Origin of the sequence: Pseudomonas chlororaphis (assembly GCA_001023535.1) — a bacterium.
GTDB classification, from domain to species: domain Bacteria; phylum Pseudomonadota; class Gammaproteobacteria; order Pseudomonadales; family Pseudomonadaceae; genus Aquipseudomonas; species Aquipseudomonas chlororaphis_E.
Genome location: CP011020.1, coordinates 125,788 through 150,029, shown reverse-complemented (window position 1 = coordinate 150,029; position 24,242 = coordinate 125,788). Strand labels below are relative to the sequence as shown.

The window sequence follows — 24,242 nt, the reverse complement described above, 5'->3', positions numbered from 1 at the left end:
AACCGCGCACCGGACGATCAACGCAAGGTGTAGCCGTTGTCCACGATCCAGTCCTGGCCATACACGCCGCGTGCACCCCGGCTCAACTGGAAGAGAATGACGTCGGCCACGGCTTGCGGCTCAAGAAACTGGCCCGTCAATAACCGCTGGTTGACCGTGTTGGCCACGGAGCCCAAGGCCTGTTCATCAAGGCCCAGGGTGCCCCAGATCGGCGTGGCGGTTGGCCCCGGTGAGACCATGTTGAGGCGCACGCCGTGGGGCGCCAGCTCTACCGCCAGGGTGCGCATCTGCGCGCGCAACGCGGCCTTGGAGGCAATGTACGCGGCCAACCCGGCAAAGGTGGCCTGTTCCAGGAAGGTCCCGATGAAGACCACCGATGCCTCAGGGGCCAGATGCTCGCGCAGGCTGCTCAAGGTGTTGAGCGCGCCCGCGCCATTGACTGCCCATTGACGGTCGAAGGCCGCCAGGTCCAGGCCATCGGCCAGTTGTGCGATGCCGGCGTTGGGTACCAGGCAATCCACCTGGCCCAGGGTGCCGACCCGTTGCGCCAGCCTGGCCTGGTCCGCGACCTGCGTGACGTCGCCAGGCAACCAGGACAGCAGGTCGCCGAAGCGCTCGACCAGTTCGCCGAGGCCGCCGATCTGGCGCGACATCGCCACCACCTTCGAACCGCTTTCCAGCAGGCGCCGGGTGACGGCCAGGCCGATGCCCGAACTGGCACCGGTGACTACGCTGAGGTTGGGCTTGAATTCATTGTGCATGGGGCTTCTTCCTAGGTTCGCCAAAAGGGGCGAGTGACCTGATCAGAAGTCGTGCCAATCGGTAACACTATATAAATCAATTAGTTGAAACTGATCGTGTCAATTTGACTCGCGCTGGCCAGGGTCAAAACAACCTTCACGTTGGTCGTTATGACTCGTATGGCGTGACTCATCCTGCTGCTGCGCAGATCGTCGCCCAAGGTCCCATCCGTGGGGCCTTGGCGCTAAAGGCATCAGAACAGCCGGGTGAACAACCAGTACAGGCTCCCGGACAACAGGATCGCGGCAGGCAGCGTCAGGACCCAGGCCATTACCAGGTTGCGGATCGTGCGCATTTGCAAGCCGGCCCCGTTGGCGACCATGGTCCCGGCCACGCCCGACGACAGGACGTGGGTGGTGGACACCGGTAGGCCGAACATGTCGGCGGCGCCGATGGTCAGCATCGCGACGGTTTCGGCCGAGGCGCCCTGGGCGTAGGTCAGGTGGCTCTTGCCGATTTTTTCACCCACCGTCACCACGATGCGTTTCCAGCCGACCATGGTGCCCAGGCCGAGGGCGATGGCCACGGCGATCTTCACCCACAGCGGGATGAAGCGCGTGGAATTGTCGATCTGCTGCTTGAACAGTTGCAGCTTGGCGCTGGTGTCGGCGTCGAAGTGGCCGACCTTGTTCTTGTCCATCAGGCGGATGGTTTCGCTGGTCAGGTACATGTCGTTGCGCACGTTGCCCACGGCCTCGGCTGGCACCCTGGCCAGCGAGCCGTAGCCCTTGACCTCGGCGCCGATACTGCCGGTCAGGGCAGCGAGGGCCGGAACCAGTTGCGGCGTCGCCTCCTTGGTGCCGACGTAGGTGGTCAGGATCGCGCGTGGATCTGCCGGTGCCGGCAGCGGCGAGTTCTTCACCAGGGCCTGTTGAGTGACTTCGGCCACGGCGGCGAATTGCAGCGCCTGGTCGGCGGGCATGGCGCGGTTCAGCGCGTAAGCCATGGGCAGGGTGCCGACCAGGATCAACATGATCAGGCCCATGCCTTTCTGCCCGTCGTTGGAACCGTGGGCGAAGGACACGCCAGTGCAGGTCAGGATCAGCATGCCGCGAATCCACCACGGCGGCGGCGTGTTGCCTTCGGGTGCCTTGTACAGCGCGCGATTCTTGACGAAGGCGCGCAGCGCCAGGAGCAGCAACGCGGCGCAGCCGAAACCCACCAGTGGCGACAGCAGCAACGCGTAGCCGATCTTGGTGGCCTGGGCCCAGTCCACGCCGCTGGTGCCGTCGCGGCCATGCATCAGCGCGTTGGCGACCCCGACACCAATGATCGAGCCAATCAGGGTGTGGGACGAGGAGGCCGGCAAGCCCAGCCACCAAGTGCCCAGGTTCCACAGGATGGCGGCGATCAACAGGGCGAAGATCATGGCGAAACCGGCGGAAGAGCCGACCTGCAGGATCAGTTCCACCGGCAGCAGCGCAATGATGCCGAAGGCCACGGCGCCGCTGGACAGCAGTACCCCGAGGAAGTTGAAGAAGCCCGACCAGGCCACGGCGAAATTCGGTGCCATGGAGTTGGTGTAGATGACCGTGGCGACGGCATTGGCGGTGTCATGGAAGCCGTTGACGAACTCGAAGCCCAGGGCGATCAGCAGGGCTACGCCCAACAGCAGAAATGGCGTCCAGGTGGTCACCACCGTGCCCAGTTCGTTCATGTCGTGCATCAGGCTGTAGGCGGTGAACAGCAGTCCGCTGCCCAGCACGGCGAAAAACACCACCAGGGTGATCACGCTCGGCTTGCGGTTGAGTTGCGGTCTTGAGCTGTGGGCGACTGAACTCGGTGAGTCCATGGCCAGGGTCGGGTTCGTCATGATGAAATCCGCTTCTAATAATAAGCTGTTGAGGGAAGGCTCGAGGTCGGGTGCCCGATCAGGTCCGGATCAATAGACCTGCGGCACGATGAGCTCCGGTGGCGTCGGGCTGCGGGTGTAATCTTCCTGTCGCACCCGTTGTGGCAACTCGATTGCTGGCACTTCCACCTCTTCGTAGGGCATCTGCCCCAGCAGGTGATGAATGCAATTGAGTCGGGCCTTTTTCTTGTCGTCGGCTTGCACCACCCACCACGGGGCCTCGGCGATGTGGGTGCGTTCGAGCATGATTTCCTTGGCCTTGGTATAGGCTTCCCAGCGCCGGCGGGACTCCAGGTCCATGGGGCTGAGCTTCCATTGCTTGAGCGGGTCGTGGAGGCGACTGAGAAAACGCAGGTGCTGTTCCTGGTCGGAAATCGAGAACCAGTACTTGATCAGCTGGATGCCCGAGCGGGCGAGCATCCGCTCGAATTCCGGCACGGTCCGAAAGAACTCTTCGTACTGGTCGGCGGTGCAGAACCCCATGACCTGCTCGACCCCGGCGCGGTTGTACCAACTGCGGTCGAACAGCACGATTTCGCCTGCTGCCGGCAGATGGGAGACGTAGCGCTGGAAGTACCATTGCGTCCGTTCACGGTCGTTGGGCGCGGGCAGGGCGGCGACCCGGCAGACCCGTGGGTTGAGTCGCTGGGTGATGCGCTTGATGACGCCACCCTTGCCGGCGGCATCGCGGCCTTCGAACAGGATCACCACCTTGTGCCCGGTCTTGACCACCCAGCTCTGCAGCTTCACCAGTTCGCCTTGCAGGCGAAACAGCTCGCTGAAGTAACGCCGGCGACTGTCCTTTTCGCTGCCCGGCGGCGTGTGCTCGTCGAAGAAGGCGTCCATGTCATGCCCGTCTTCGGATAACTCCAGTTCCAGCTCTTCGTCGGTGTGATCGAGCAGCTCGCGGTGGATGCGCTGGATCAAGATGTCCTGGCTAAGCATGGGGGGAACTCGCGTCGTGGAGAGGCGAATTCGACGCTAGTCGCAATTTGTTACATGTGCGTGACGGTCATCTGTGCTTCACGCGATCGCCATGGGCTAAACCGTTTATCTACGCTCGATGCCCGCACGTTCCACTGGAGATCGAAGAACACGCCGCGCTGTCATCCAGGTGTCATCGACCCTGTGGCAAGCTTTTTGGCAAACCCGCACCGGGTGATCCAACCGTTGGCAGATAAATGTGCAAGGAACACCGCGATGAAAGGCGACGCCCCCCTGTTTGCGGCCATTGACCTGGGTTCCAACGCGTTTCGCTTGATGATTGGCCAGACGGTCAAGCGCAACCGGCGCCTGGTGATTCAGGAAGTGAAGACCCTGCGTGAACCGGTCCGCCTGGCCGAAGGCTTGCAGGCCGGGGCGCTGGATGAGTTGGCACTGGATCGGGGATGGCAGGCGCTGGCACGGTTTGGCAAGAAACTGCGAGGTTTTGAAGCCGGCCGGGTGCGGGCGGTGGCGACCAGCGCGGTGCGCGAAGCGGCTAACGCGCAACTGTTCCTGGACAGCGCCCAACGCCACCTGGGCTTTCGGATCGACGTGCTGTCGGGGCAAGAAGAAGCCCGTCTCGTCTACGCCGGGGTCGCTCATACGGTGCCGGGTGTCGAGGACACGCGGCTGGTGGTGGACATCGGCGGTGGCTCATCCGAGCTGATCCTGGGGCGGGGCGACCAGCCATTGTTGACCGAGAGCCTTGCCATCGGCAGCGGTACCTTTGGCACGCGCTATTTCCGTGACGGACACATCACGGCCCCGGCGTTGCTGGAGGCCGAGCGCGTGGCCAGCCTGGCCTTTGAAAAAGTCGCGATGGGTTTTCGTGCCCAGGGTTGGCAACTGGCGATCGGTTCGTCCGGCACGGCGCGGATGCTGGCCAAGGTGCTCAAGGCCAATGGCCTGAACGACCTGGGACAAGGCGGCATCACTTACACCGGGTTGTTGCGCCTGTCGTTGCGCCTGCTGGAAGTCCGGCATGTCGAACAACTACGCCTGGCCGGCCTGCAAGCCCATCGCCTGGGCAGCTTGCCCGGCGGCCTGGCGATCATGCTGGCGGCCTTCAAGGCTTTCGGGATCACCCAGATGATCGCTTCCGAACCGGGTTTGCGCTTTGGCGTTCTCCATGACCTGATCCACAAGCGCTGATCCGGCGCTGTCACGCCCGTCTTCCCATACTGGCAGCGGCTCTATCCAGAGCGCTCGCCACCGTTGTTCCATCCAACCGCGAATGCACTGGGCTGTCGCCAGCGACGGCCTGGGCCCGAGTGATTGCGCGAACGGGGCTTTTCGCTCTTTCGATATGCATTCAGTGAAGGCACAATGCGCATCCTTTTTTGGCTCGCCTTGCCGGAGGCCGCGAAAATGATCAAGACGCCGTACTACCTCATCGACAAACAAAAGCTGCTGGCGAACATGCAGAAGATCGCCTACGTGCGCGAGCAGTCCGGGGCCAAGGCCTTGCTGGCACTCAAGTGCTTCGCCACCTGGTCGGTGTTCGACCTGATGCAGCAGTACATGGACGGCACCACGTCGTCGTCGCTCTACGAGCTCAAGCTCGGCCGCCAGAAGTTCGCGGGCGAGACCCACGCCTACAGCGTTGCCTGGGCCGACGACGAAATCGAAGAGATGCTCGCCAACTGCGACAAGATCATCTTCAACTCCATCGGCCAGTTGCAGCGCTACACCCAAGCCTCGGCCGGCAAGGTCCGTGGCCTGCGGGTCAATCCGCAAGTGAGCAGCTCGGACTACCTGCTGGCCGACCCGGCGCGACCGTTCAGCCGCCTGGGCGAATGGGATCCGGAGAAGATCGAGCAGGTCATCGAGCAGATCTCCGGCTTCATGTTCCACAACAACTGCGAGAACGGCGATTTCGGTCTATTCGACCAGATGCTCGGCACTATCGAGGAACGCTTCGGTCATCTGCTGCATAAGGTCGAGTGGGTCAGCCTCGGCGGCGGCATCCATTTCACCGGCGAGGGCTATGCCCTTGATGCCTTCTGCGCGCGGCTCAAAGCCTTCTCGCAGAAGTATGGCGTGCAGGTCTACCTGGAACCGGGCGAAGCGGCGATCACCCAGAGCGCTTCTTTGGAAGTCACCGTGCTCGACACACTCTACAACGGCAAGCACCTGGCCGTGGTGGACAGCTCCATCGAGGCGCACATGCTCGACCTGCTGATCTATCGCCTGAACGCCAAGCTGGCACCGAGCGAGGGCGAACACACCTACATGGTGTGCGGCAAGTCCTGCCTGGCCGGAGACATCTTCGGCGAGTATCAATTCGATCGTCCGCTGTCCATCGGCGATCGGCTGTCGTTCATCGACGCAGCGGGCTACACCATGGTCAAGAAGAACTGGTTCAACGGCCTGAAAATGCCGTCCATCGTAGTGAAACAACTCGACGGTAGTGTCGAGCTGGTTCGCGAATTTGTTTACGACGACTACCTGTCCAGCCTCTCTTGAGCGGACAGAAGGAGACTTGAAGAAATTGAAGAAGAACGTACTTATCATTGGTGCAGGAGGTGTCGCCAAGGTGGTGGCCCACAAGTGCGCGCAGCACAACGACGAACTCGGTCGTATTGCTATCGCGTCGCGCAACATCTCCAAATGCCAGGCCATCATCGACAGCGTCAAGGCCAAGGGTAGCCTCAAGCAACCCGCCGACATCAAGGCCTTTGCACTGAACGCCCTGGACGTCGAAGCGACCAAGGCGCTGATTCGCGAAACCGAGTCGCAGATCGTGATCAACGTCGGCTCCGCTTTTCTCAACATGTCGGTGCTGCGTGCCTGCATCGATACCGGCGTGGCCTATCTGGACACCGCCATCCACGAAGAACCGGGCAAGGTCTGCGAGACGCCGCCCTGGTATGGCAACTACGAGTGGAAGCATCTGCAAGAGTGCCAAGAGAAGAACATCACCGCCATTCTCGGCGTCGGCTTCGACCCGGGTGTGGTCAATGCCTATGCGGCCCTGGCGCAACAACAGTATTTCGACCGCATTGATTCGATCGACATCCTCGACGTCAATGCCGGCTCCCACGGCAAATATTTCGCCACCAATTTCGATCCGGAAATCAATTTCCGTGAGTTCACCGGACAGGTGTGGAGCTGGCAGGACAGCCAGTGGACCAGCAACACCATGTTCGAGGTCAAGCGCACCGACGACCTGCCGGTCGTAGGCTCGCAGAACCTGTACCTGACCGGCCACGACGAAGTGCACTCGCTGTCGAAGAACCTCGACGTGCCCAACGTGCGCTTCTGGATGAGCTTCGGCGAACACTACATCAACGTGTTCACGGTACTGCGTAACCTGGGCCTGCTCTCCGAGCAACCGGTCAAGACCGCCGAGGGCCTGGAAGTGGTGCCGCTGAAAGTGGTCAAGGCCGTGCTGCCTGACCCGAGTTCGCTGGCGCCTGGCTACACCGGCAAGACCTGCATCGGCGACCTGGTCAAGGGCGTCAAGGACGGCCAACCACGCGAAGTGTTCATCTATAACGTGGCCGACCACGAAGACGCCTTCGCGGAAACCGACAGCCAGGGCATTTCCTACACCGCCGGCGTGCCACCCGTGGCTGCCGCGCTGCTGGTCGCCCGTGGCCAGTGGGACGTGCAGCGCATGGTCAACGTCGAAGAGTTGCCGGCCGAGGCGTTCCTCGAAGCGTTGGACGTGATGGGCCTGCCAACGCGCATCAAGGATGAGCAGGGAGACCGTCCCTGGAACCAACAGGCCTGAACGGCTTAGGTAACCGGTAGGTAGCGTTTCGCGCTCCAGAAAAAATGCCCCGTGTCGCAAGATGCGGGGCATTTTTCGTTTTGCAGGGTCGTCGAGGGGCCGCGGTCATTCTGGCCCCTGGCCGCCAAACTCGGATACTCTCTCAGGCGCCGGGGGAATGAGCCCGGCGCCAAACATGCGTTTTCCCGCCAGCCGCCACAGGACATCCAGCGCTCACGTATGGTCAAGCACATCGATCCCGATCTGACGTTGCTGAAAATGCCGTCGCTCAAGGCCGTCAAGTCATTCGTGGCGGCCGCCAAATACCAAAGCTTCACTCGGGCGGCGGAGGCATTGTGCGTCACCCAGGCGGCCATCAGCCGACAGATCCGCGAGCTTGAGGCCTACCTTGAGGTCGATCTGTTCAAAAGGGTGGGGCGGGCGGTCGAGCTGACGGAAGCCGGGGTGATTTTCTTCGACGCGGCGCAGATGTCGTTCGTCAATATCTCCCAGGCGGCCGAGCGCATTCGTACCCACAATGCCGGCAAACGCGTCCTGACACTGTGCTGTTCCCCGGCGTTTTCCGCACTATGGCTGTCGGCGAGGCTGCCGACGTTTTTCAGCCAGAACCCGGACATCGACCTGAACCTGATCACCACGCAGAACTTCCTGTCCATGGAGCCCGGCATTCGCCCGGACATCTTCATTACCAAGATGGCCAAGATCCAGGATGGCTACCAGTGCTACCCACTGTTCCATGACGTGATCTATCCGGTCTGCACGCCCCAGTACAAGGCCGCGCACCCCGAGCTTTCAAGCCTGGAGGGGTTGCGCGACGGCGTCCTGCTGAACCTGAGCCCCTACGGGCGCTCCCAGGTCGCGGAGCACGTGGACTGGGGTGTCTGGCTGGCCTTCAACGACATCGACATCAACGACCGCCCGTTCGACAGCCCTCATGTGCTCAATGCCAATGACTACAACCTCATCATCACCATGGTGCTGACACACCAGGGGGTGGCGCTGGGGTGGAATCATCTGGTGGAGAAGTTGGTGGAGGACGGCACGTTGATTCGTCCGGTGAGTGAGGAGGTGGTGCTCAGGGAGAGTTTGCATTATCTGACCTTTCGCCAGGATCGGCAGAATGATGAGGCGTGTTGTCGGCTGCGCGATTGGATGCTTGCGCAGTTGGCTTGAGTCCTCCCTGTGGCGTGGCGCTCGCGGCCATATCTCAATCCCCTGTGGGAGCGGGCTTGCTGGTGCATGCAAAGGCTTCGTACACCCCAAATCCCTTGTGGGAGCGGGCTTGCCCGCGAAAGCGGTGTGTCTGTCATGAAAATGTTGGATGTGCCGCCGTCTTCGCGAGCAAGCCCGCTCCCACAGGTCTTGCTGGTGCATGCAAAGGCGGCATACACCCCAAAATCTCGTGTGGGGTCAGGGCACACCCAAACCCGCATTTTGCCCCCTTTTTTCCAAGCTCAACCCCCTAAAACCGACTGATTGATAACACTAGGTTATGCATTGCTCGGAATAAATGTTTCTTGTTGAGAAATGATTTTGACACGTACTCTTCACCCAAGCCGTAAGCGTTTATGAAGACGGTATGTTGAACAAGCGGGCCCTCGAACAGCTGTAACTAAGGGGCGTTGTTTTGTCAGGTAAGTTTCTAAAAATAAGATCGTGGTACGTCGTTTGGTGCCTGCCAAACGATTAGACATTGTTTCAGTGGATGCTTTTTCGCGTTGTATTCGTGCCGTGTCTGTATGAGCGAGTGCAGGGCGAAGAAGGGCTTTCGCAGATAACTGAAAGATGTGCGCTGGTCAGTTTAGGTTTTTATTTTCATTAATCGGTCCCGTTCACACGGGGAATTTATATCGTGCGCCGCCGGACTTGGCTCGAGGCGCTTGTTGATACTTCCGGCCATTTGAAATCGGAGAAACCGTCTTGAGATTCGAAGGTATTTATACACCGGCGGTGACGCCGCATACGCCCGATGGCGATATCGACTGGAATGTGTTCGATGACGTTCTGGAGTCGCTGGTCGAGGCGAAAGTACACGGCATTATTATTGGCGGCTCGACCGGCGAATATTATGCGCAGACCGCTGAAGAGCGTCTGGAACTGGCCGCCCGGGCCAAGGATGTCATCGGCTCGCGGGTTCAACTGATCATCGGCACCGGCGCCATCCGTACCGAAGACGCGGTGTTGTTCGCCAAGGATGCCAAGGCCATCAAGGCTGACGCGATCCTGGTCACCACGCCGCCCTATGCGCTGCCGACCGACCAGGAGAACGCGATCCACGCGTTGACCATCGACCGTGCGGCAAACCTGCCGATCATGCTTTACAACTACCCAGGCCGCATGTGCGTGCAAATGAACGAGGATTATCTCGCTCGCGTGGGTAAGTCGAAGAATGTCGTCGCCATCAAGGAAAGTTCCGGTGATATGGGCCGGGTTCACTTGTTGGCGCGGGAGTTTCCGCATATCGCGTTGTCGTGTGGCTGGGACGATCAGGCCCTGGAGTTCTTTGCCTGGGGTGCGCGCAGTTGGGTGTGTGCCGGTTCAAACTTCCTGCCCAGGGAACATGTCGCGTTGTATGAAGCCTGTGTGCTGGAAAAGAACTTCGATAAAGGTCGCCAGATCATGTCGGCAATGATGCCGCTGATGAATGCACTGGACGGTGGAAAGTTCGTGCAGTCAATCAAGTTCGGCTGCGAATTGAATGGATTGAAAGTAGGTGATGTGCGTGCGCCACTGCGTCCGTTGAATGCGGGTGATAAACGAAGTCTGCAAACCGTTATCGCCAACGTGAAACGCACCGTCGCACACATTACCTCGGGAGCCAACCATGCGTGATCTGCTTACTGCGGCTGAATATGCCGCTATCGCCAAATCCATTTCATTTCCGTCCAATGCGTTTATCGACGGGGCTTTCAAACCGGCGATTGGCGGCAAGACATTTGCCACCCATAACCCCGCCACCGGCGCATTCCTCGCGGACATCGCCGCCTGCACCGTCGAGGATGTCGACTACGCGGTGAGCAAGGCCCGGGAAGCGTTCGAGGACGGGCGCTGGAGGCTGTTGGCGCCGGGCGAACGCAAGGCCGTGCTGTTGAAGTTCGCCAAGTTGCTGGAGGACAACCGTCACGAATTGGCGGTGCTGGAAAGCCTGGACAGCGGCAAGCCTGTGCGCGAGTGCCAATGCGTGGATGTGCCGGACACGATTCACACCCTGCGCTGGCACGCTGAAGTCATCGACAAGCTTTACGACCATACCGCCCCGGTGGGCAACGATGCCCTGACCATGGTCGTGCGCGAGCCGATCGGGGTGGTGGGGTGTGTGCTGCCCTGGAACTTCCCGCTGCTGATGCTCGCCTGGAAAATCGGCCCGGCGCTGGCCGCCGGCTGCTCGGTGATTGTCAAGCCGGCCGAGCAGACCACGCTCACCACGTTGCGCGTCGCCGAGTTGGCGTTTGAAGCGGGCGTCCCAGCCGGTGTGCTGAACATCGTGACGGGCACCGGCAAGGACGTTGGCGAACCCATCGGCCTGCACAAAGACGTCGATATGGTCAGCTTCACCGGTTCCACCGCCACCGGCCGCCGCTTCCTGCATTACGCCGCCGACTCCAACCTCAAGCGCGTGGTGCTGGAATGCGGCGGCAAGAACCCCGCCGTGGTGATGGATGACGCCGAGGACCTGGACCTGGTGGCCGAGCAAGTGGTCAACGGCGCCTTCTGGAACATGGGCGAGAACTGCTCGGCAACGTCGCGCCTGCTGGTACATGCATCGGTCAAGGATGAACTGCTCCAACGCATGGGCGCCTACCTCAATGAGTGGAAGATGGGCGATCCCCTCGACCCGCACAACCGCGTGGGGGCCTTGGTCAGCAGTGATCATTTCGAGAAAGTGAAGTCGTACCTCGACTACGCGAACGGCGACAAGCTCGCCGTCGTGTACGGCGGCGACACCCAGGATGGCGCCTTCGTGCAGCCGACCGTGATCGACGGCGTCGACCGTGACAGCCGCTTGTTCCAGGAAGAAATCTTCGGCCCGGTGTTGTCCGTGACCTCGTTCACGTCGATCTGCGAAGCCATCGCCCTGGCCAACGACACGGCCTACGGCCTGGCGGCGTCGGTGTACACCGGCAGCCTGCGCAAGGCGATCAAGCTGTCGCGGGAGATTCGCGCCGGCATCGTCACCGTCAATTGCTTCGGTGAAGGTGACGCCTCGACGCCGTTCGGCGGCTACAAGGAGTCGGGGTTCGGTGGTCGGGACAAATCGGTCTTCGCCCATGACCAGTACACCGAGATCAAGACCATCTGGATCGATGTGTCCGATCGGTCGGTTGACGAGACCGTAAAATGAGCGCCCATACCATCAAGCGTCTACCGGTAGACACCGGCGTCTCGGGTTGGGAGGCCATTTCGACGCGCTCGACGCCCGTGCGCATGCTTGATGGGCAGGTGACCGCCGATTGGGTGATCATCGGCGCCGGTTTTGCCGGCCTTTCCGCCGCGCGCAGGCTGTCGCAGCTGCGCCCGGGCGAGCGCATCGTGGTGCTGGATGCGCACGAAGTGGCGAAGGGGCCCGCCGGCCGGAACTCAGGCTTCATGATCGACGTGCCGCATAACCTGTCGTCGGGCGAGTACTCCGTGGCTGGTGAGTCGGCCACCGCCCTGGAGATTGCGCAAAATCGGTTTGCGATCGATTTTGCCTCCCAGGCCGCGCATGAATACGGCATGAGTGCGCACACGTTCGATCCTTCCGGCAAGATCAACGCGGCGGCCACCGAGCGCGGGCTCAAGCTCAATGACAACTACGCCAAGTCGCTGCATGGTATTGGCGAGCGGTATGAGTTGTTCGATGCCGCGCAGATGCGCGAAATCACTGGTTCGACTTACTACCACGGCGGGTTGTACACCCCCGGCGCGGTCATGATCCAGCCGGCGCAATACATCCGCGACCTGGCGGCCGGGCTGGCGGACAAGGTGACGCTGCTGGAGCGCTCGCCAGTCATCGAGTTGTCCAGGACCGGCGGCGACTGGGTCGCTCGCTCGCATCGCGGTACCGTCACTGCGCCCAAGGTGATTCTGGCGGTCAACGGCCATATCGAGGATTTCGGCCACTTCAAGGGCCGCCTGTTGCACGTGTTCACCTACGCGTCGATGACGGCCGGCTACCGGGATGAGCAGTTCGACAAGACGTTGCCCGGCAGGGACCGGTGGGCGTTGCTGCCGGCCGATCCCATGGGCGCCACGCTGCGCAAGATAACCTCGGACGGTTTGTCGCGAATCGTCATCCGGACCAAATTCACCTACGACCCTAGCATCCAGGTAACCCCCAAGCGGGTCGCGGCCGTTGCGCAAGAGCAGCGGCACTCGCTGGACCTGCGCTTCCCTGAATTGAAGGACACGCCGTTCGAATTCAGTTGGGCGGGGCGGCTCTGCCTGAGTCGCAACAGCGCACCGGCGTTTGGCGAAATTGAACCGAACCTCTACAGCGCTTGCTGTGAGAACGGCCTGGGCACCGTCAAGAGCACCCTGGCCGGGGTCATGGCCGCTGAGTTGGCCACGGGCACCGACTCGAAGTTCCTTGAGAGTTTCAGTCATGCCCCGGGGCCGAGCAGGCTGCCGCCCAGGTTGTTGACGCAATGGGGGGTGCGCTCGGTCATTCGTTGGCAGGCATTCAAAGCGGGAAAAGAAGGTTGAAGCAGTTGTAAAAAAAGAAGCGGCTTTCAAAAGCCGGAGCCAGTTCCATAAACGTAGAACGGGGAAACGCCATGAACAAGATCTGGAAGACAGTCTGCGCCGTCGCCATCGCCGGCATGATGAGTCTGCAAGCTCACGCTGAAGAAAAGACCATCACCATGGGGACGATGAACTGGGAGGACCTGACGCCCATCACCGGTATCACCAAGAAGGTGCTCGAAGACTCCGGCTACACCGTGAAAGTCGTCGAGTTTTCCGAGTGGGGCATTGCCTACGCGGCGTTGACCAAGGGTGACGTCCAGGTGCTGGCGTCCCAGACCGACTATGCAGCCTCCGACTACTGGAACAAGAACAAGAACAAGCTCGAAAAACTGTCGCCGGTGTCCTTCGGCCTTTACCAGGGGCTGGCCGTACCGAGCTACGTCGACATCGATTCGATCGACCAGTTGAACGCCAACGCGGACAAGTTTGGCGGCAAGATCATCGGCATCGAACCCGGTTCGGGCCTGATGAGCGACGCCACCAACGTGGTCAAGGCCTACGACCTCAAGCTCAAGTTGATCGAGGGCAGCACCTCGGCCATGACCGCCGCACTGAAGTCGGCTGTCGACCGCAAGGAATGGGTTGCGGTGACCGTCTGGGATCCGTCCTGGATGACCAAGAAATTCGACCTGAAATTCCTCAAGGATCCAAAAGCGATCTTCCCACCGCTGCAAGGCTACTACTGGATTGGCCACAAAGGCTTTGCCGAAGCCAACCCACGTGCGCGTGAACTGATGGCCAGTGTCTATGTGCCGATTGCCGACATCACCTCGATGAACGCCGAGGTCAAGGACGGCAAGACCATGGAGCAGGCCGTGAAGGGTTGGACCGACAGCCACAGCGATCTGTTGAAGCGTTGGGGAAACATCAAGAACTGATACGCCTTGCGTGCTTGCCACTGCCGCCCTTTGATTAATGAGAGAAGCCGGTACGAACCGGCTCGATGGGTTACGAAATGACAACGGCCAAAATAGACACTCACGAAGTGCTGGTGGATTGCCAGTCGGTCTGGAAAATCTTCGGTAAGAGCGCGCCCGCGGCGATCGATGCGGTCGCCCAGCGCGGGCTCACCAAGACCCAGATACTGCAAGAATACAGCTGCGTAGTCGGCGTCTCGGATGTCAGTCTCCAGGTTCGGCGTGGAGAGATCTTCTGCATCATGGGGTTGTCTGGCAGTGGTAAATCCACGCTGATCAGGCTGCTCAACAAACTCATCACCCCCAGCGCGGGCAAGGTCCTGGTCAAGGGCAAGGACCTGTCTGCGTTGTCACCCAAGGCGTTGCGCGAGGTGAGGGCGCGGCACATCGGCATGGTCTTCCAGAGCGTGGCCCTGTTGCCGAACCGCACCGTGCTGGAAAACACCGCCTTTGGCCTGGAGGTCCAGGGCGTCGGCAAGGCCGAGCGCTACAAGGTGGCCGAGCGGGCGCTGGCGAAGGTGGGGTTGAGTGAGTGGGCTTCGCGCTATCCGACCGAACTGTCCGGCGGGATGCAGCAGCGGGTCGGCCTGGCCCGGGCGATCACCGCCGACCCGGAAGTGATCCTCATGGACGAGCCGTTCAGCGCGCTCGACCCGCTGATTCGCCGCCAGTTGCAGGACGAGTTCCGCCAACTGACCAAGGACCTGGGCAAGTCGGCGGTCTTCATCACCCACGACCTGGACGAGGCGATACGCATCGGCGACCGCATCGCGATCATGAAGGACGGTGTGATCATCCAGGTCGGCACGGCCGAAGAGATTGTCTTGAACCCGGCCGATGACTACGTGGCCGAGTTTGTCGCCGGCATTTCCCGGCTGCACCTGGTCAAGGCGCATTCGGTGATGACGCCGGTGGAGCCGTTCAAGGCGGCCAATCCCGGTTGTGATATCGCTAAGCTGGCCAAGACCACGCCGGACGCGGACATCGATGAGTTGATCGGCCTGACCATGAAGTCCGAGCGCGATGCCCTGGCGGTGGTCGATAACGGCGTGGTGGTTGGCGTCATTACACCCCGTGACTTGCTGCGTGGCGTGCAGGGTACTGCTAACGAGTTCATTGCACCGTCGGCCGTCGATGCGCTGGAGGCGGCGACATGAGTACGCCTGATTTCTCCAGCCAGTTCGACGCGGCCATCGACGCCACCCTGGAGTGGTTGTCGGAGCATGGCGAGTTTCTTTTCGACGCTGCCAACGGGGCACTGACCAGTGTCTACAAAGGTGTGCTGTGGTGCATCGCGTACCCGCCGTCCTGGGTTGTCGCGCTGATCGTGGCCCTGGTCGGCTGGCGAATGATCGGTGCGCGTTTTGCGCTGCTGGCAGGCCTGGCGCTGATGTTCTGCGCCTTGATCGGCCTGTGGCCGGAAACGGTCAGCACCCTGGCCCTGGTGCTCACCGCGACGGTGCTGGCCTTGCTGGTGGCCATCCCCCTTGGGGTTGTCGCCGGCCTGACCCCGGCGTTCGATCGCGTGGTGGACCCTTGCCTTGACCTGGTGCAGACCATGCCGCCGTACATCTACCTGTTGCCGGCGATTGCGCTGCTCGGCTACGGGCCGGCCACGGCGCTGCTGGCGACGTTCATCGTCGCGGTGCCGCCGGCCATGCGGTTGACCTCGCTGGGCATCCGCATGACGCCCAACGAGTTCATCGAACTGGGCAATGCCAGCGGCGTCACCGGCCTGCAGATGTTCTTCAAGATCCGCTTGCCGTTCGCCATGCCCAGCATCATGGCCGGGGTCAACCAGAGCCTGATGATGGCGTTCGGCATGGTGGTCATCGCCGGCATCGTCGGTTCGGGCGGGTTGGGCGAAGCCATCTACGGCGCGGTGCGCACGTTGGACATCGCCAAATCCATCAACGCCGCCATCGCCATCGTGATCCTCACCATGATTCTCGATCGTCTCGCGCAGGCCGCCGCCCGTACGCGAGTGGGAGACAGCCAATGAGTATGTCGGACATGCGTTTTTCACCGGGCCAATTCCTTGCGCCCGGCGTGGATTGGCTGAACGCCAACCTGCACGGTCTGTTTGTCGCCATCAGCCAGGTCGTCGAAGCGGTACTGGGCTTTGTCGAGCATGCGCTGCTGGCACCGCACCCCTATGTGCTCATCGGCATCGTCGTGGCCGCAGCGTTCTTTTTCGCCAATCGGCGGGTGGCGCTGTTTGCCGCGTTGATGTTGGCGTTCTGCCTGTTTTCCGGCCTGTGGGTGGCGTCCATGCAAACCATCGCGCTGGTCTCGGTGGCGGTGCTGATCTCGGTGTCGGTGGCGTTCCCGTTGGGCGTCCTGGCCGCTCGGGTGAAGAAAGTCGAGGACGCTTTCCTGCCGATCCTGAACATCATGCAGACCGTGCCGCCCTGGGTGTACCTGATCCCGGCGGTGATGCTGTTCAGCCTCGGGCGTGTACCGGCGATCATCGCGACGATTGTCTACGGCATCCCGCCGATGCTCAGGCTCACCACCCTGGCCTTCAAGCAACTGCCCAAGGACCTGCTCGAACTGGGCCAGGCATCGGGGGCTTCGCCTCGGGACATCCTGTTCAAGATCGAACTGCCCACGGCGGCGCCAACCCTGTTGGTTGGCCTGAACCAATGCATCCTCATGTCCCTGGCCATGGTGGTCCTGGCGGGGTTGGTGGGGGCCGGTGGCCTGGGGGCCGAAGTGACCCGGGGCCTGTCCCGGATGGAGATGGGCCTGGGGCTGCGGGCTGGCCTGGCCATCGTCGCGGTCGCCTTGCTGATGGACCGACTGTCACGCGGGGCGTTGCAGCGTCACGCGCCGGCCAAACTGGTTTAGGAGGAGCCCTGCATGAGACGCAGTTTTTTCTGTATCGATTCCCACGCCTGCGGCAACCCCGTGCGCGTGGTGGCCGGAGGCGGGCCGCTGTTGCCCGCCGTTTCCATGGCCGAGCGCCGGGAGATATTTGTCCGCGATCACGATTGGGTGCGCACGGCGTTGATGTTCGAGCCCCGGGGCCACGACATCATGTCCGGCGTCATCATTTATCCCTCGGTGCGGGACGATTGCGACTTCGGCGCGCTGTTCATCGAAGTCAGTGGCTGCCTGCCGATGTGCGGTGCCGGCACCCTCGGGCTGTCGACGGTGGTCATCGAAGAGGGCCTGATCGTTCCTCGCGTACCGGGCACCCTGGCCATCGAAACGCCGGCGGGTCGGGTCGATGTGGCGTATACGCTGGAGGGCGAGACGGTCGATGCGATTCGGTTGTTCAACGTCGCCAGTTACCTGCACAGCGCTGATGTATCGGTCGAGGTCCCCGGTGTCGGCGTGCTCACGGTGGACATCGCCTATGGCGGCAACTTCTACGCGGTGGTCGAACCCCAGGCGAACTGGGCAGGCTTCGACGGGTTGAATGCCGCGGATATCGTCGGCCTGAGCCAGAAACTTCGCGATGCCCTGGCGGACATCTGCGACCCTGTCCACCCCGAGAACAGCCGGATCCGCGGCGTCCACCACATCATCTGGTGCGATGCGCCGCACAACGCCACAGCCGATGGTCGCTGCGCGGTGTTCTACGGCGATAAAGCCATCGACCGCTCGCCCGGCGGCACCGGCACTTCGGCCAGGATGGCCCAGCTGTTCGGCAAGGGCCGCTTGAAGGTCGGTGACACGTTCCGCAACGAAAGCCTGATCGGCACGGTATTCGAAGGGAAGGTCGAAGCGGCCGTCGCTGTCGGCGCCTTCGCCGGCATCCGGCCGAGCATCAGTGGCTGGGCGCAGATCATTGGCCATAACACGATCTTCGTCGACGACAAGGATCCGCTGGCCCATGGGTTTCAGTTGGCCTGAGGACGAAAAGGCCGAGGTTGGGTGTCGGTTTGTGCTTTCGATGCCCAGCCGTTAGACGCCGTTTTTTTCTTGCTTGTGCAGCATCTCCAGTGTTCGCACATCGACACTCACCGTGCTGTCCAGCGCCCGCGCATACACGGAGCCCGCTTCGGCAGCGGCGCGGAACAGCGTCATGCACGACGCGAACTTCATGGCATCGAGCTCCCCCAGCAGTCGCTGGACCGGCACTGACGAGTCCAGCACGGTGCGAGTCGCCCGTTCCAGACGCGGTCCCAGCAGGGGGTGCCGCAGGTAATCGCGCGCTTCTTCAATGTCCCGCAGCCCATAGTAGGCGGCGTTTTCACTGCGACCCAGGCCGCGCAGTTGGGGAAAGATGAACCATATCCAGTGGCTTTGCTTGCGCCCGCGCTCAAGCTCAGCCATGGCGGTTTCAAAGGTGGAGGTTTGGGCCTGGACGAAACGTTCCAGTGATTCAGTCATGGGATGCCCCCCGCAGGCAAGTTAATCCCGGTCAGTTAAGCGGATCCCTGAAGAACACACAAACCGTGGCGAGGGAGCTTGCTCCCGCTGGGCTGCGAAGCGGCCCTCCTATCTACCCTGACACCTCGCGATATCAATCGTGTCCAACAGGGGCCGCTTCGCGTCCCAGCGGGAGCCAGCTCCCTCGCCACCAGGCATTGCTCGGCCGTGCAGGCCTTGGTTACAGCCGCTCAGCCTCGAGGCCCGTCAGCGCAGCTCCAACGCCTCATGAAACTTCGCCTGGGACTTGCCCGCACGCTTGGCCCGATAAAGGGCTTCATCAGCCTGGGCCAGGGCTTCGCTGAACGCGCCGCCGGTCCATAGGGCGCCGCCGATGCTGCAGCCGATCTGGAGCGTTTCTCCGGCCAGCAGCATCGGTTCGGCCAGTTTGGCAACGATGCGCTGGGCGGCGCCCTGGATGTTGGTCAGGGTTTCTCCCGAGCGCAGGCGCAGCAGGAGGACGAACTCATCGCCGCCATGGCGCACGGCGATGTCGCCGTCGCGCACCGTTGTGAGGAGGCGATTGCCGACTTCCTGCAGCAGCGCGTCGCCCATGGCATGGCCGAAGCGATCGTTGACGGGCTTGAACCCGTCGAGGTCCAGGCATAGCACGCCGAAATCAGGCCGCTCGCCGCTTTCGCTGGCCACTGCCTCGACGTATTTGTCCAGCGCCGCCCGGTTGGGCAAGCCGGTGACGGTATCGCGGTAGGCCATGCCTTCGGCCACGGCCAGTTGGCTTCTTTTTCGGGTCAGGCTGTCGACGAGGTGGCGGATCGCGAGGCTCAACGTCTCGACCTCACGGCTGCCCTTGAGCAGCGGGATGCGCACGTCAGCGCCTTGGGACAGGCGCGCGGCCGCATCGGCGATCTGGTTCACCGGCCCGGTGATGATGCCTGCCACGAACCAGCCAACCAACGCGAATACCACCGAAAGCACGATGCCCCAGATCAGGATCTCATCGCGCAACTGATGCGCTTCGGCAAAGGCTGCGTCGGCCGGCTGTCGGGTAATGACCGTCCAGCCCAGGCCACGGTAGTCGTCAACGCCGGTGCTCTGGGCGAAACCGGCCAGGTAGAGGTTGCCGTCCTGCCAGCGCGCCACCGACCAGTTTTGTCCGCTGCCGTCGTCGAGCTGGATGCCCAGGGGCTTGCCGATCATCGCCTTGGGACCCAGCAGCACGGTGCCGTCCTTGCTGACCACCAGGAACTCCAGGCCAGGTAAGCGCTTCTGCAACGGCTCGAACAGGGATCGGCCAACCTCGGCGGCCCACTTCCAGGACAGGTGGGTCGCCAGCACGCCCATGAACTGGCCGGCGTTGTCACGGACCGGCATGCTGATGTCGACGAACTTCATCGCTTCGCCGGAAGGGTTGGGCAGCAGCTTGGCCAGCATGACCGCGTCGTGGACGTCGCCGATGAAGGTTGTGTCCTTGCCTTGGAGGAAGACCGGGCGCGCCGAAATGTCCGCGCCTTCCAGCAGTTTGTCGGTGGAGGCCACCACCGTGCCGTGCGCGTCGGTCAGGCCGATCCACGAGTAGCTGGGAAACTGGTCGCTGAGGTGGTTGAGCAGCGACCGGGCCTCGCCGGTGTTCGCCGGGTCGCGCAGGGCTTGCAGCTGGCTCAGGACCGTGAGCGACTTGGAGCGACTGCTCATGTCGCGGTCCAGGCGATCGATCATCGAGTAGGCGTACTCGCTCAACTGCAGCCCGTTGTGCTCCTTGAGCCTGGAGATGGAGGACTCGCCGATAGCGGCGCCGAACAGGCAACTGAGGACCAGCACAACCGAGGCCACTGCGATGGCGAAGCGCGCCCGGAGGCTGTTGAAAGGAAGGAAATGCATCGTTTGTCGCCATGGATTGAGTCGCAAAGCCAGGGTCCTTGGCGTTTTATTTCGCTTATCGTCGCAGAATTCCTTGATCTAGGGTACTGGGTGGTCGGTTGTAGACCTTTGAGGGCCGCTACCAGCCTTTCACGCCGCTCATGTCCGGCAGTTTGTGGGCGATGCCTTTGTGGCAGTCGATGCAGGTGGCTTCGCCATTGGCCAGTGACGTCGAGTGCATGGCGGCGGCTCGCTTGCCCTGGCGGGTGAAATCCATGAATTCGAAGTTGTGGCAGTTGCGGCACTCACGTGAATCGTTGGCCTTGAGCCTGTCCCATTCGTGTTCGGCCAGCTCGCGGCGCATGGCGAGGAATTTGTCGCGGGTGTCGATGGTGCCGAAGAGCTTGCCCCAGACCTCTTTGGACGCCTGCATCTTGCGTGCGATCTTGTGCGTCCATTCGTGGGGAACGTGGCAATCCGGGCAACTGGCGCGTACGCCTGAGCGATTGGTGTAGTGGATCGTGTCCTTGAGTTCGACGAAGACGTTGTCGCGCATTTCATGGCAGGAGACGCAGAACGTCTCGGTGTTGGTGGCCTCCAGCGCGGTGTTGAAACCGCCCCAGAAGATGATCCCGGCGACAAACCCTCCCAGCGTCAGGAAACCCAGGCTGTAGTACAGGCTGGGGCGACGCAGGACACCCCAGTAATCCTTGAGCAGGGCGAACAGTGCTTTCATGTTGCCTCCTCAGGGCTTGCGGGTGGCCGCGTTGGCGTCGTCTTGCAGGATCTTGTCGATGGTCTCGAACGTGTTGCCCACCAGCGGCTTGGCATCGGTCTGCGGCACGTGGCACTGGTTGCAGAAGTACCGGCGCGGTGAAACGGCCGCCAGGGCCTGGCCGTCGCGGTCCATGTAGTGGGTGATGCTGATCATGGTTGCCTGGGTCCGTGCGCTGTTGGCGCGGCTGTGGCAGGTCAGGCATTTGTTGCCGTTCTTGTCGATCTGGTAACCGCGAATGGTGTGGGGGATGGTCGGCGGTTGGTCGGGGTAATTGCGTTCGCGCTTGAGGTCTTTGTTTTCTTCCTCGGCGATGGGAGGCGCCGGCAGGCTTTGGGAGAGGGTGCCACCGGGACGGCGGCCGTCCATCGCGGGTGCGTCCAAGGGGTAATCGACGTCGGCGGCGATCGCGATCCCCATGATCGCGAGCAGGAGCAACGGCAGGGTGCGAAAAAGCATGACGGTTCTCCTCAGGCCACGCTGATCAACTCGATGCGTATCGCGCATTTTTTATAGTCGGTCTGCTTGGAGATCGGGTCGGTGGCATCGAGCGTGACTTTGTTGATCAGCTTGTTGGCATCGAAAAACGGCACGAAGACCAACCCCTGGGGCGGTTTGTTGCGACCGCGGGTTTCGATGCGGGCGCGGATCTCGCCGCGACGGCTGACCAGCTTCACTTCGCTGCCGCGACGCGCCTTCAGGGCCTTGGCGTCGTCGGGGTGCATGTAGACCAATGCATCCGGCACGGCCTTGTGCAGCTCTTCGACACGCTGGGTCATGCTGCCGGTGTGCCAATGTTCAAGGACGCGGCCGGTGGACAGCCAGAACGGGTAGTCGGCGTCCGGGGCTTCGGCGGGCGGCTCGTAGGGCAGGGCGAAGATGATCGCTTTCTTGTCCGGGTAGCCGTAGAACTGCACCCCACTGCCTTTCTCCACATAAGGGTCGAGCCCTTCGCGGTAGCGCCAGCGGGTTTCCTTGCCCTCGACCACCGGCCAGCGCAGCCCACGTTCGCTGTGGTAGCGGTCGAAGGTCGCCAGGTCATGCCCGTGGCCGCGACCGAACTGGGCGTACTCCTCGAACAGCCCTTTCTGCGGGTAGAAACCAAAGGCCTTGGCTTCATCGTTCTTGTAGCCGGCCTCCATCTGTTCGACGGGAAACTGGTCGACCTGGCCATTCCTGAACAGCACTTCGAAGAGGGTCTTGCCCTTGAGTTCGGGGGCCTGGGCCAGTAGTTCGGCGGGCCAGGTTTCATCGGTGGTGAAGCGCTTGGAAAATTCCATCAGTTGCCACAGGTCCGAGCGGGCATCGCCCGGCGCGCTTACCAACTGGTGCCAGAACTGGGTGCGCCGTTCGGCGTTGCCGAAGGCACCTTCCTTTTCCACCCACATGGCGCTGGGCAGGATCAGGTCGGCGGCCTGGGCGGAAACGGTCGGGTAGACGTCGGAAACGATCATGAAATTGTCCGGGTTGCGCCATCCCGGCAGCACTTCCTGCATGATGTTCGGCCCGGCCTGCATGTTGTTGCTGGCCTGGGTCCAGCAGACATTGAGCACACTGTCCTTGAGCATGCGGCTTTGTTCCACCGCGTGGAAACCGGGCTTTTCCTGGAGGGTGCCGGCGGGCAGCTTCCAGATTCTTTCGGCGGTGGCGCGGTGCTTGGGGTTGGTCACCACCAGGTCGGCAGGCAAGCGATGGGAGAATGTACCCACCTCCCGTGCCGTACCGCAGGCCGATGGCTGGCCCGTCAGCGAGAAGGGACTGTTGCCCGGTTCGCTGATCTTGCCGGTGAGCAAATGGATGTTGTAGATCAGGTTGTTGGCCCACACCCCGCGCGTGTGCTGGTTGAAGCCCATGGTCCAGAACGATACGACCTTGCGCTTGGGGTCGGCATACAGCTCGGCAAGGCTTTTCAGGCGCTCGGCGGGAACCCCGGTTTCCCTGGCGGTGCGCTCCAGCGTGTAGGGCTTGACGAAGGCGGCGTACTGCTCGAAGGAGATGTCCGTCCAGGTGTTGGCCTTGGTGGCGTTGGCGGCTTTCTGCTCCCTTGGATCGTCGGGCCGCAGGCCGTAGCCGATGTCATCCGCGCCCTTGGCGAAACGGGTGTGTTTGCTGATGAAGTCCTGATTGACGGCGCCGCTTTCGATGATGTGGTTGGCGATGTAGTTGAGGATCATCAGGTCGGTTTGCGGCTTGAACACCATGGGAATATCGGCGAGTTCGAAGCTGCGGTGCTCGAAGGTGGACAGCACCGCGACTTTCACGGTCGGCTGGCTGAGGCGCCGGTCGGTGACCCGACTCCAGAGTATCGGGTGCATCTCGGCCATGTTCGAGCCCCAGAGCACGAAGGCGTCGGTGGCTTCGATGTCGTCGTAGCACCCCATCGGCTCGTCCGCGCCAAACGTACGCATGAAGCCCATCACCGCCGAGGCCATGCAGTGACGAGCGTTGGGGTCGATGTTGTTGGAGCGCAAGCCTGCCTTCATCAGCTTGTTGGCGGCGTAGCCCTCCCATACCGTCCATTGCCCGGAACCGAACATGCCGACCGAGCCGGGACCTTTGTCTTTCAGGGCCTGCTTGAATTTCAACGCCATGATGTCGAAGGCCTTCTCCCAACTGATCGGTTGGAATTCGCCTTGTTTGTCGTACTGGCCGTTCTTCATGCGCAGCAGCGGCTGGGTCAGGCGGTCGGAGCCATACATGATTTTCGACAGGAAATAGCCCTTCACACAGTTCAGCCCGCGATTGACCTCGGCCTTGATGTCGCCGTGGGTGGCGACCACCCGGTTGTCCCGGGTCGCGACCATGACGCTGCAACCGGTGCCGCAGAACCGGCAGGGCGCCTTGTTCCAGTCCAGGGTGACCATGTCGGCTTCGGTCACCAGGTTGCTGGCCGACGTCATGATCGGAAGACCGGCAGCGGCGGCGGCAATGGCGGCGGCCTGGGACTTGACGAACGCTCGGCGGGTGAGGCTCATTCGGGGTCACCTTCGGGTTCGAGGAGCTCGTGATAGATCAGCGCGGCATTGAGAACGCCTGGCAGGCAGTTGATCTGTTGAATGCGCTGCAGAATCTGGTCTTCATCCACGGCCTCCAGCACTACCACCAGTTTTCCGGCAGCACTTTGCTGATGAATTTCCAGGCCTTCGAGCAAGCACAGGTTTGCCTTGACCGCTTCGAACAACGAGGGCCGGGCGAGTACGACAAGACTGGCAATGTGCAGGGCTTCGTCCATGAACGGGCTCCAGCGCGTTG

Annotated in this window: 21 protein-coding genes; 12 read left to right on the top strand and 9 right to left on the bottom strand. The window is 61.9% G+C overall.

Features of this window, described 5'->3' with window-relative positions:
• Positions 1 to 17: 17 nt before the first annotated feature.
• The 3 genes from VM99_00640 to VM99_00630 all read right to left on the bottom strand — a co-directional run bounded on the left by VM99_00640 (position 18) and on the right by VM99_00630 (position 3,598).
• Positions 18 to 761, bottom strand: a complete 744-nt coding sequence (locus tag VM99_00640; GenBank protein ID AKJ96633.1) for a short-chain dehydrogenase — start codon at positions 759 to 761, stop codon at positions 18 to 20.
• A 233-nt stretch (positions 762 to 994) separates the two neighbouring features.
• Positions 995 to 2,614 (bottom strand): nuclease PIN, encoded by a 1,620-nt coding sequence (locus VM99_00635; GenBank protein ID AKJ96632.1) that lies wholly within the window; start codon positions 2,612 to 2,614, stop codon positions 995 to 997.
• Between the two features lie 69 nt (positions 2,615 to 2,683).
• A complete protein-coding gene (locus VM99_00630) occupies positions 2,684 to 3,598 on the bottom strand; it encodes a polyphosphate kinase (protein ID AKJ96631.1) in 915 nt (304 codons plus the stop codon).
• 255 nt (positions 3,599 to 3,853) lie between these two features.
• Here VM99_00630 and VM99_00625 point away from each other — a divergent pair, with 255 nt between their 5' ends.
• From VM99_00625 to VM99_00570, 12 genes are all read left to right on the top strand, one after another.
• A complete protein-coding gene (locus VM99_00625; GenBank protein AKJ96630.1) occupies positions 3,854 to 4,789 on the top strand; it encodes a phosphatase in 936 nt (311 codons plus the stop codon).
• A 216-nt stretch (positions 4,790 to 5,005) separates the two neighbouring features.
• On the top strand, positions 5,006 to 6,103 hold the full coding sequence (locus VM99_00620; protein ID AKK01650.1) for a carboxynorspermidine decarboxylase: 1,098 nt from the start codon (positions 5,006 to 5,008) through the stop codon (positions 6,101 to 6,103).
• Between the two features lie 25 nt (positions 6,104 to 6,128).
• Complete coding sequence (locus tag VM99_00615) at positions 6,129 to 7,373, top strand: saccharopine dehydrogenase (GenBank protein AKK01649.1); 1,245 nt, start codon at positions 6,129 to 6,131, stop codon at positions 7,371 to 7,373.
• Positions 7,374 to 7,592: 219 nt separating this feature from the next.
• Positions 7,593 to 8,546: a LysR family transcriptional regulator gene (locus tag VM99_00610; GenBank protein AKJ96629.1), complete on the top strand. Its 954-nt coding sequence runs from the start codon at positions 7,593 to 7,595 to the stop codon at positions 8,544 to 8,546.
• 747 nt (positions 8,547 to 9,293) lie between these two features.
• A complete protein-coding gene (locus VM99_00605) occupies positions 9,294 to 10,205 on the top strand; it encodes a dihydrodipicolinate synthetase (GenBank protein AKJ96628.1) in 912 nt (303 codons plus the stop codon).
• Positions 10,198 to 11,715: an aldehyde dehydrogenase gene (locus tag VM99_00600; GenBank protein ID AKJ96627.1), complete on the top strand. Its 1,518-nt coding sequence runs from the start codon at positions 10,198 to 10,200 to the stop codon at positions 11,713 to 11,715. Before VM99_00605 ends, VM99_00600 begins: the two co-directional genes overlap by 8 nt.
• The gene (locus VM99_00595; protein AKJ96626.1) at positions 11,712 to 13,058 is read left to right on the top strand and encodes an oxidoreductase; all 1,347 of its coding nucleotides are present in this window, start codon (positions 11,712 to 11,714) and stop codon (positions 13,056 to 13,058) included. Before VM99_00600 ends, VM99_00595 begins: the two co-directional genes overlap by 4 nt.
• Positions 13,059 to 13,129: 71 nt before the next feature.
• Positions 13,130 to 13,978: a glycine/betaine ABC transporter gene (locus tag VM99_00590; protein AKJ96625.1), complete on the top strand. Its 849-nt coding sequence runs from the start codon at positions 13,130 to 13,132 to the stop codon at positions 13,976 to 13,978.
• Between the two features lie 77 nt (positions 13,979 to 14,055).
• Entirely contained in the window at positions 14,056 to 15,174 is a 1,119-nt protein-coding gene (locus tag VM99_00585) for a glycine/betaine ABC transporter (protein AKK01648.1), read from the top strand.
• Positions 15,171 to 16,019: an ABC transporter permease gene (locus VM99_00580; protein ID AKJ96624.1), complete on the top strand. Its 849-nt coding sequence runs from the start codon at positions 15,171 to 15,173 to the stop codon at positions 16,017 to 16,019. Before VM99_00585 ends, VM99_00580 begins: the two co-directional genes overlap by 4 nt.
• Entirely contained in the window at positions 16,016 to 16,867 is an 852-nt protein-coding gene (locus tag VM99_00575; protein AKJ96623.1) for an ABC transporter permease, read from the top strand. The genes VM99_00580 and VM99_00575 overlap by 4 nt, the downstream gene beginning before the upstream one ends.
• 12 nt (positions 16,868 to 16,879) lie before the next feature.
• The gene (locus tag VM99_00570; GenBank protein ID AKJ96622.1) at positions 16,880 to 17,878 is read left to right on the top strand and encodes a hydroxyproline-2-epimerase; all 999 of its coding nucleotides are present in this window, start codon (positions 16,880 to 16,882) and stop codon (positions 17,876 to 17,878) included.
• Between the two features lie 51 nt (positions 17,879 to 17,929).
• On the opposite strand, the gene VM99_00565 is transcribed toward VM99_00570, so the two are convergent.
• The 6 genes from VM99_00565 to VM99_00540 all read right to left on the bottom strand — a co-directional run bounded on the left by VM99_00565 (position 17,930) and on the right by VM99_00540 (position 24,222).
• Entirely contained in the window at positions 17,930 to 18,358 is a 429-nt protein-coding gene (locus VM99_00565) for a calpastatin (GenBank protein ID AKJ96621.1), read from the bottom strand.
• Positions 18,359 to 18,604: 246 nt separating this feature from the next.
• Positions 18,605 to 20,236: a diguanylate cyclase gene (locus tag VM99_00560; protein ID AKJ96620.1), complete on the bottom strand. Its 1,632-nt coding sequence runs from the start codon at positions 20,234 to 20,236 to the stop codon at positions 18,605 to 18,607.
• Between the two features lie 118 nt (positions 20,237 to 20,354).
• Positions 20,355 to 20,951 carry a cytochrome C gene (locus VM99_00555; protein AKJ96619.1) on the bottom strand — a complete coding sequence of 199 codons (597 nt, stop codon included), beginning with the start codon at positions 20,949 to 20,951 and terminating at the stop codon, positions 20,355 to 20,357.
• Between the two features lie 9 nt (positions 20,952 to 20,960).
• Complete coding sequence (locus tag VM99_00550) at positions 20,961 to 21,449, bottom strand: cytochrome C (GenBank protein ID AKJ96618.1); 489 nt, start codon at positions 21,447 to 21,449, stop codon at positions 20,961 to 20,963.
• A gap of 11 nt (positions 21,450 to 21,460) precedes the next feature.
• Positions 21,461 to 23,965, bottom strand: a complete 2,505-nt coding sequence (locus tag VM99_00545) for a nitrate reductase (protein ID AKJ96617.1) — start codon at positions 23,963 to 23,965, stop codon at positions 21,461 to 21,463.
• Complete coding sequence (locus VM99_00540; GenBank protein ID AKJ96616.1) at positions 23,962 to 24,222, bottom strand: glutamate synthase; 261 nt, start codon at positions 24,220 to 24,222, stop codon at positions 23,962 to 23,964. The genes VM99_00545 and VM99_00540 overlap by 4 nt, the downstream gene beginning before the upstream one ends.
• Between the last annotated feature and the right edge of the window lie 20 nt (positions 24,223 to 24,242).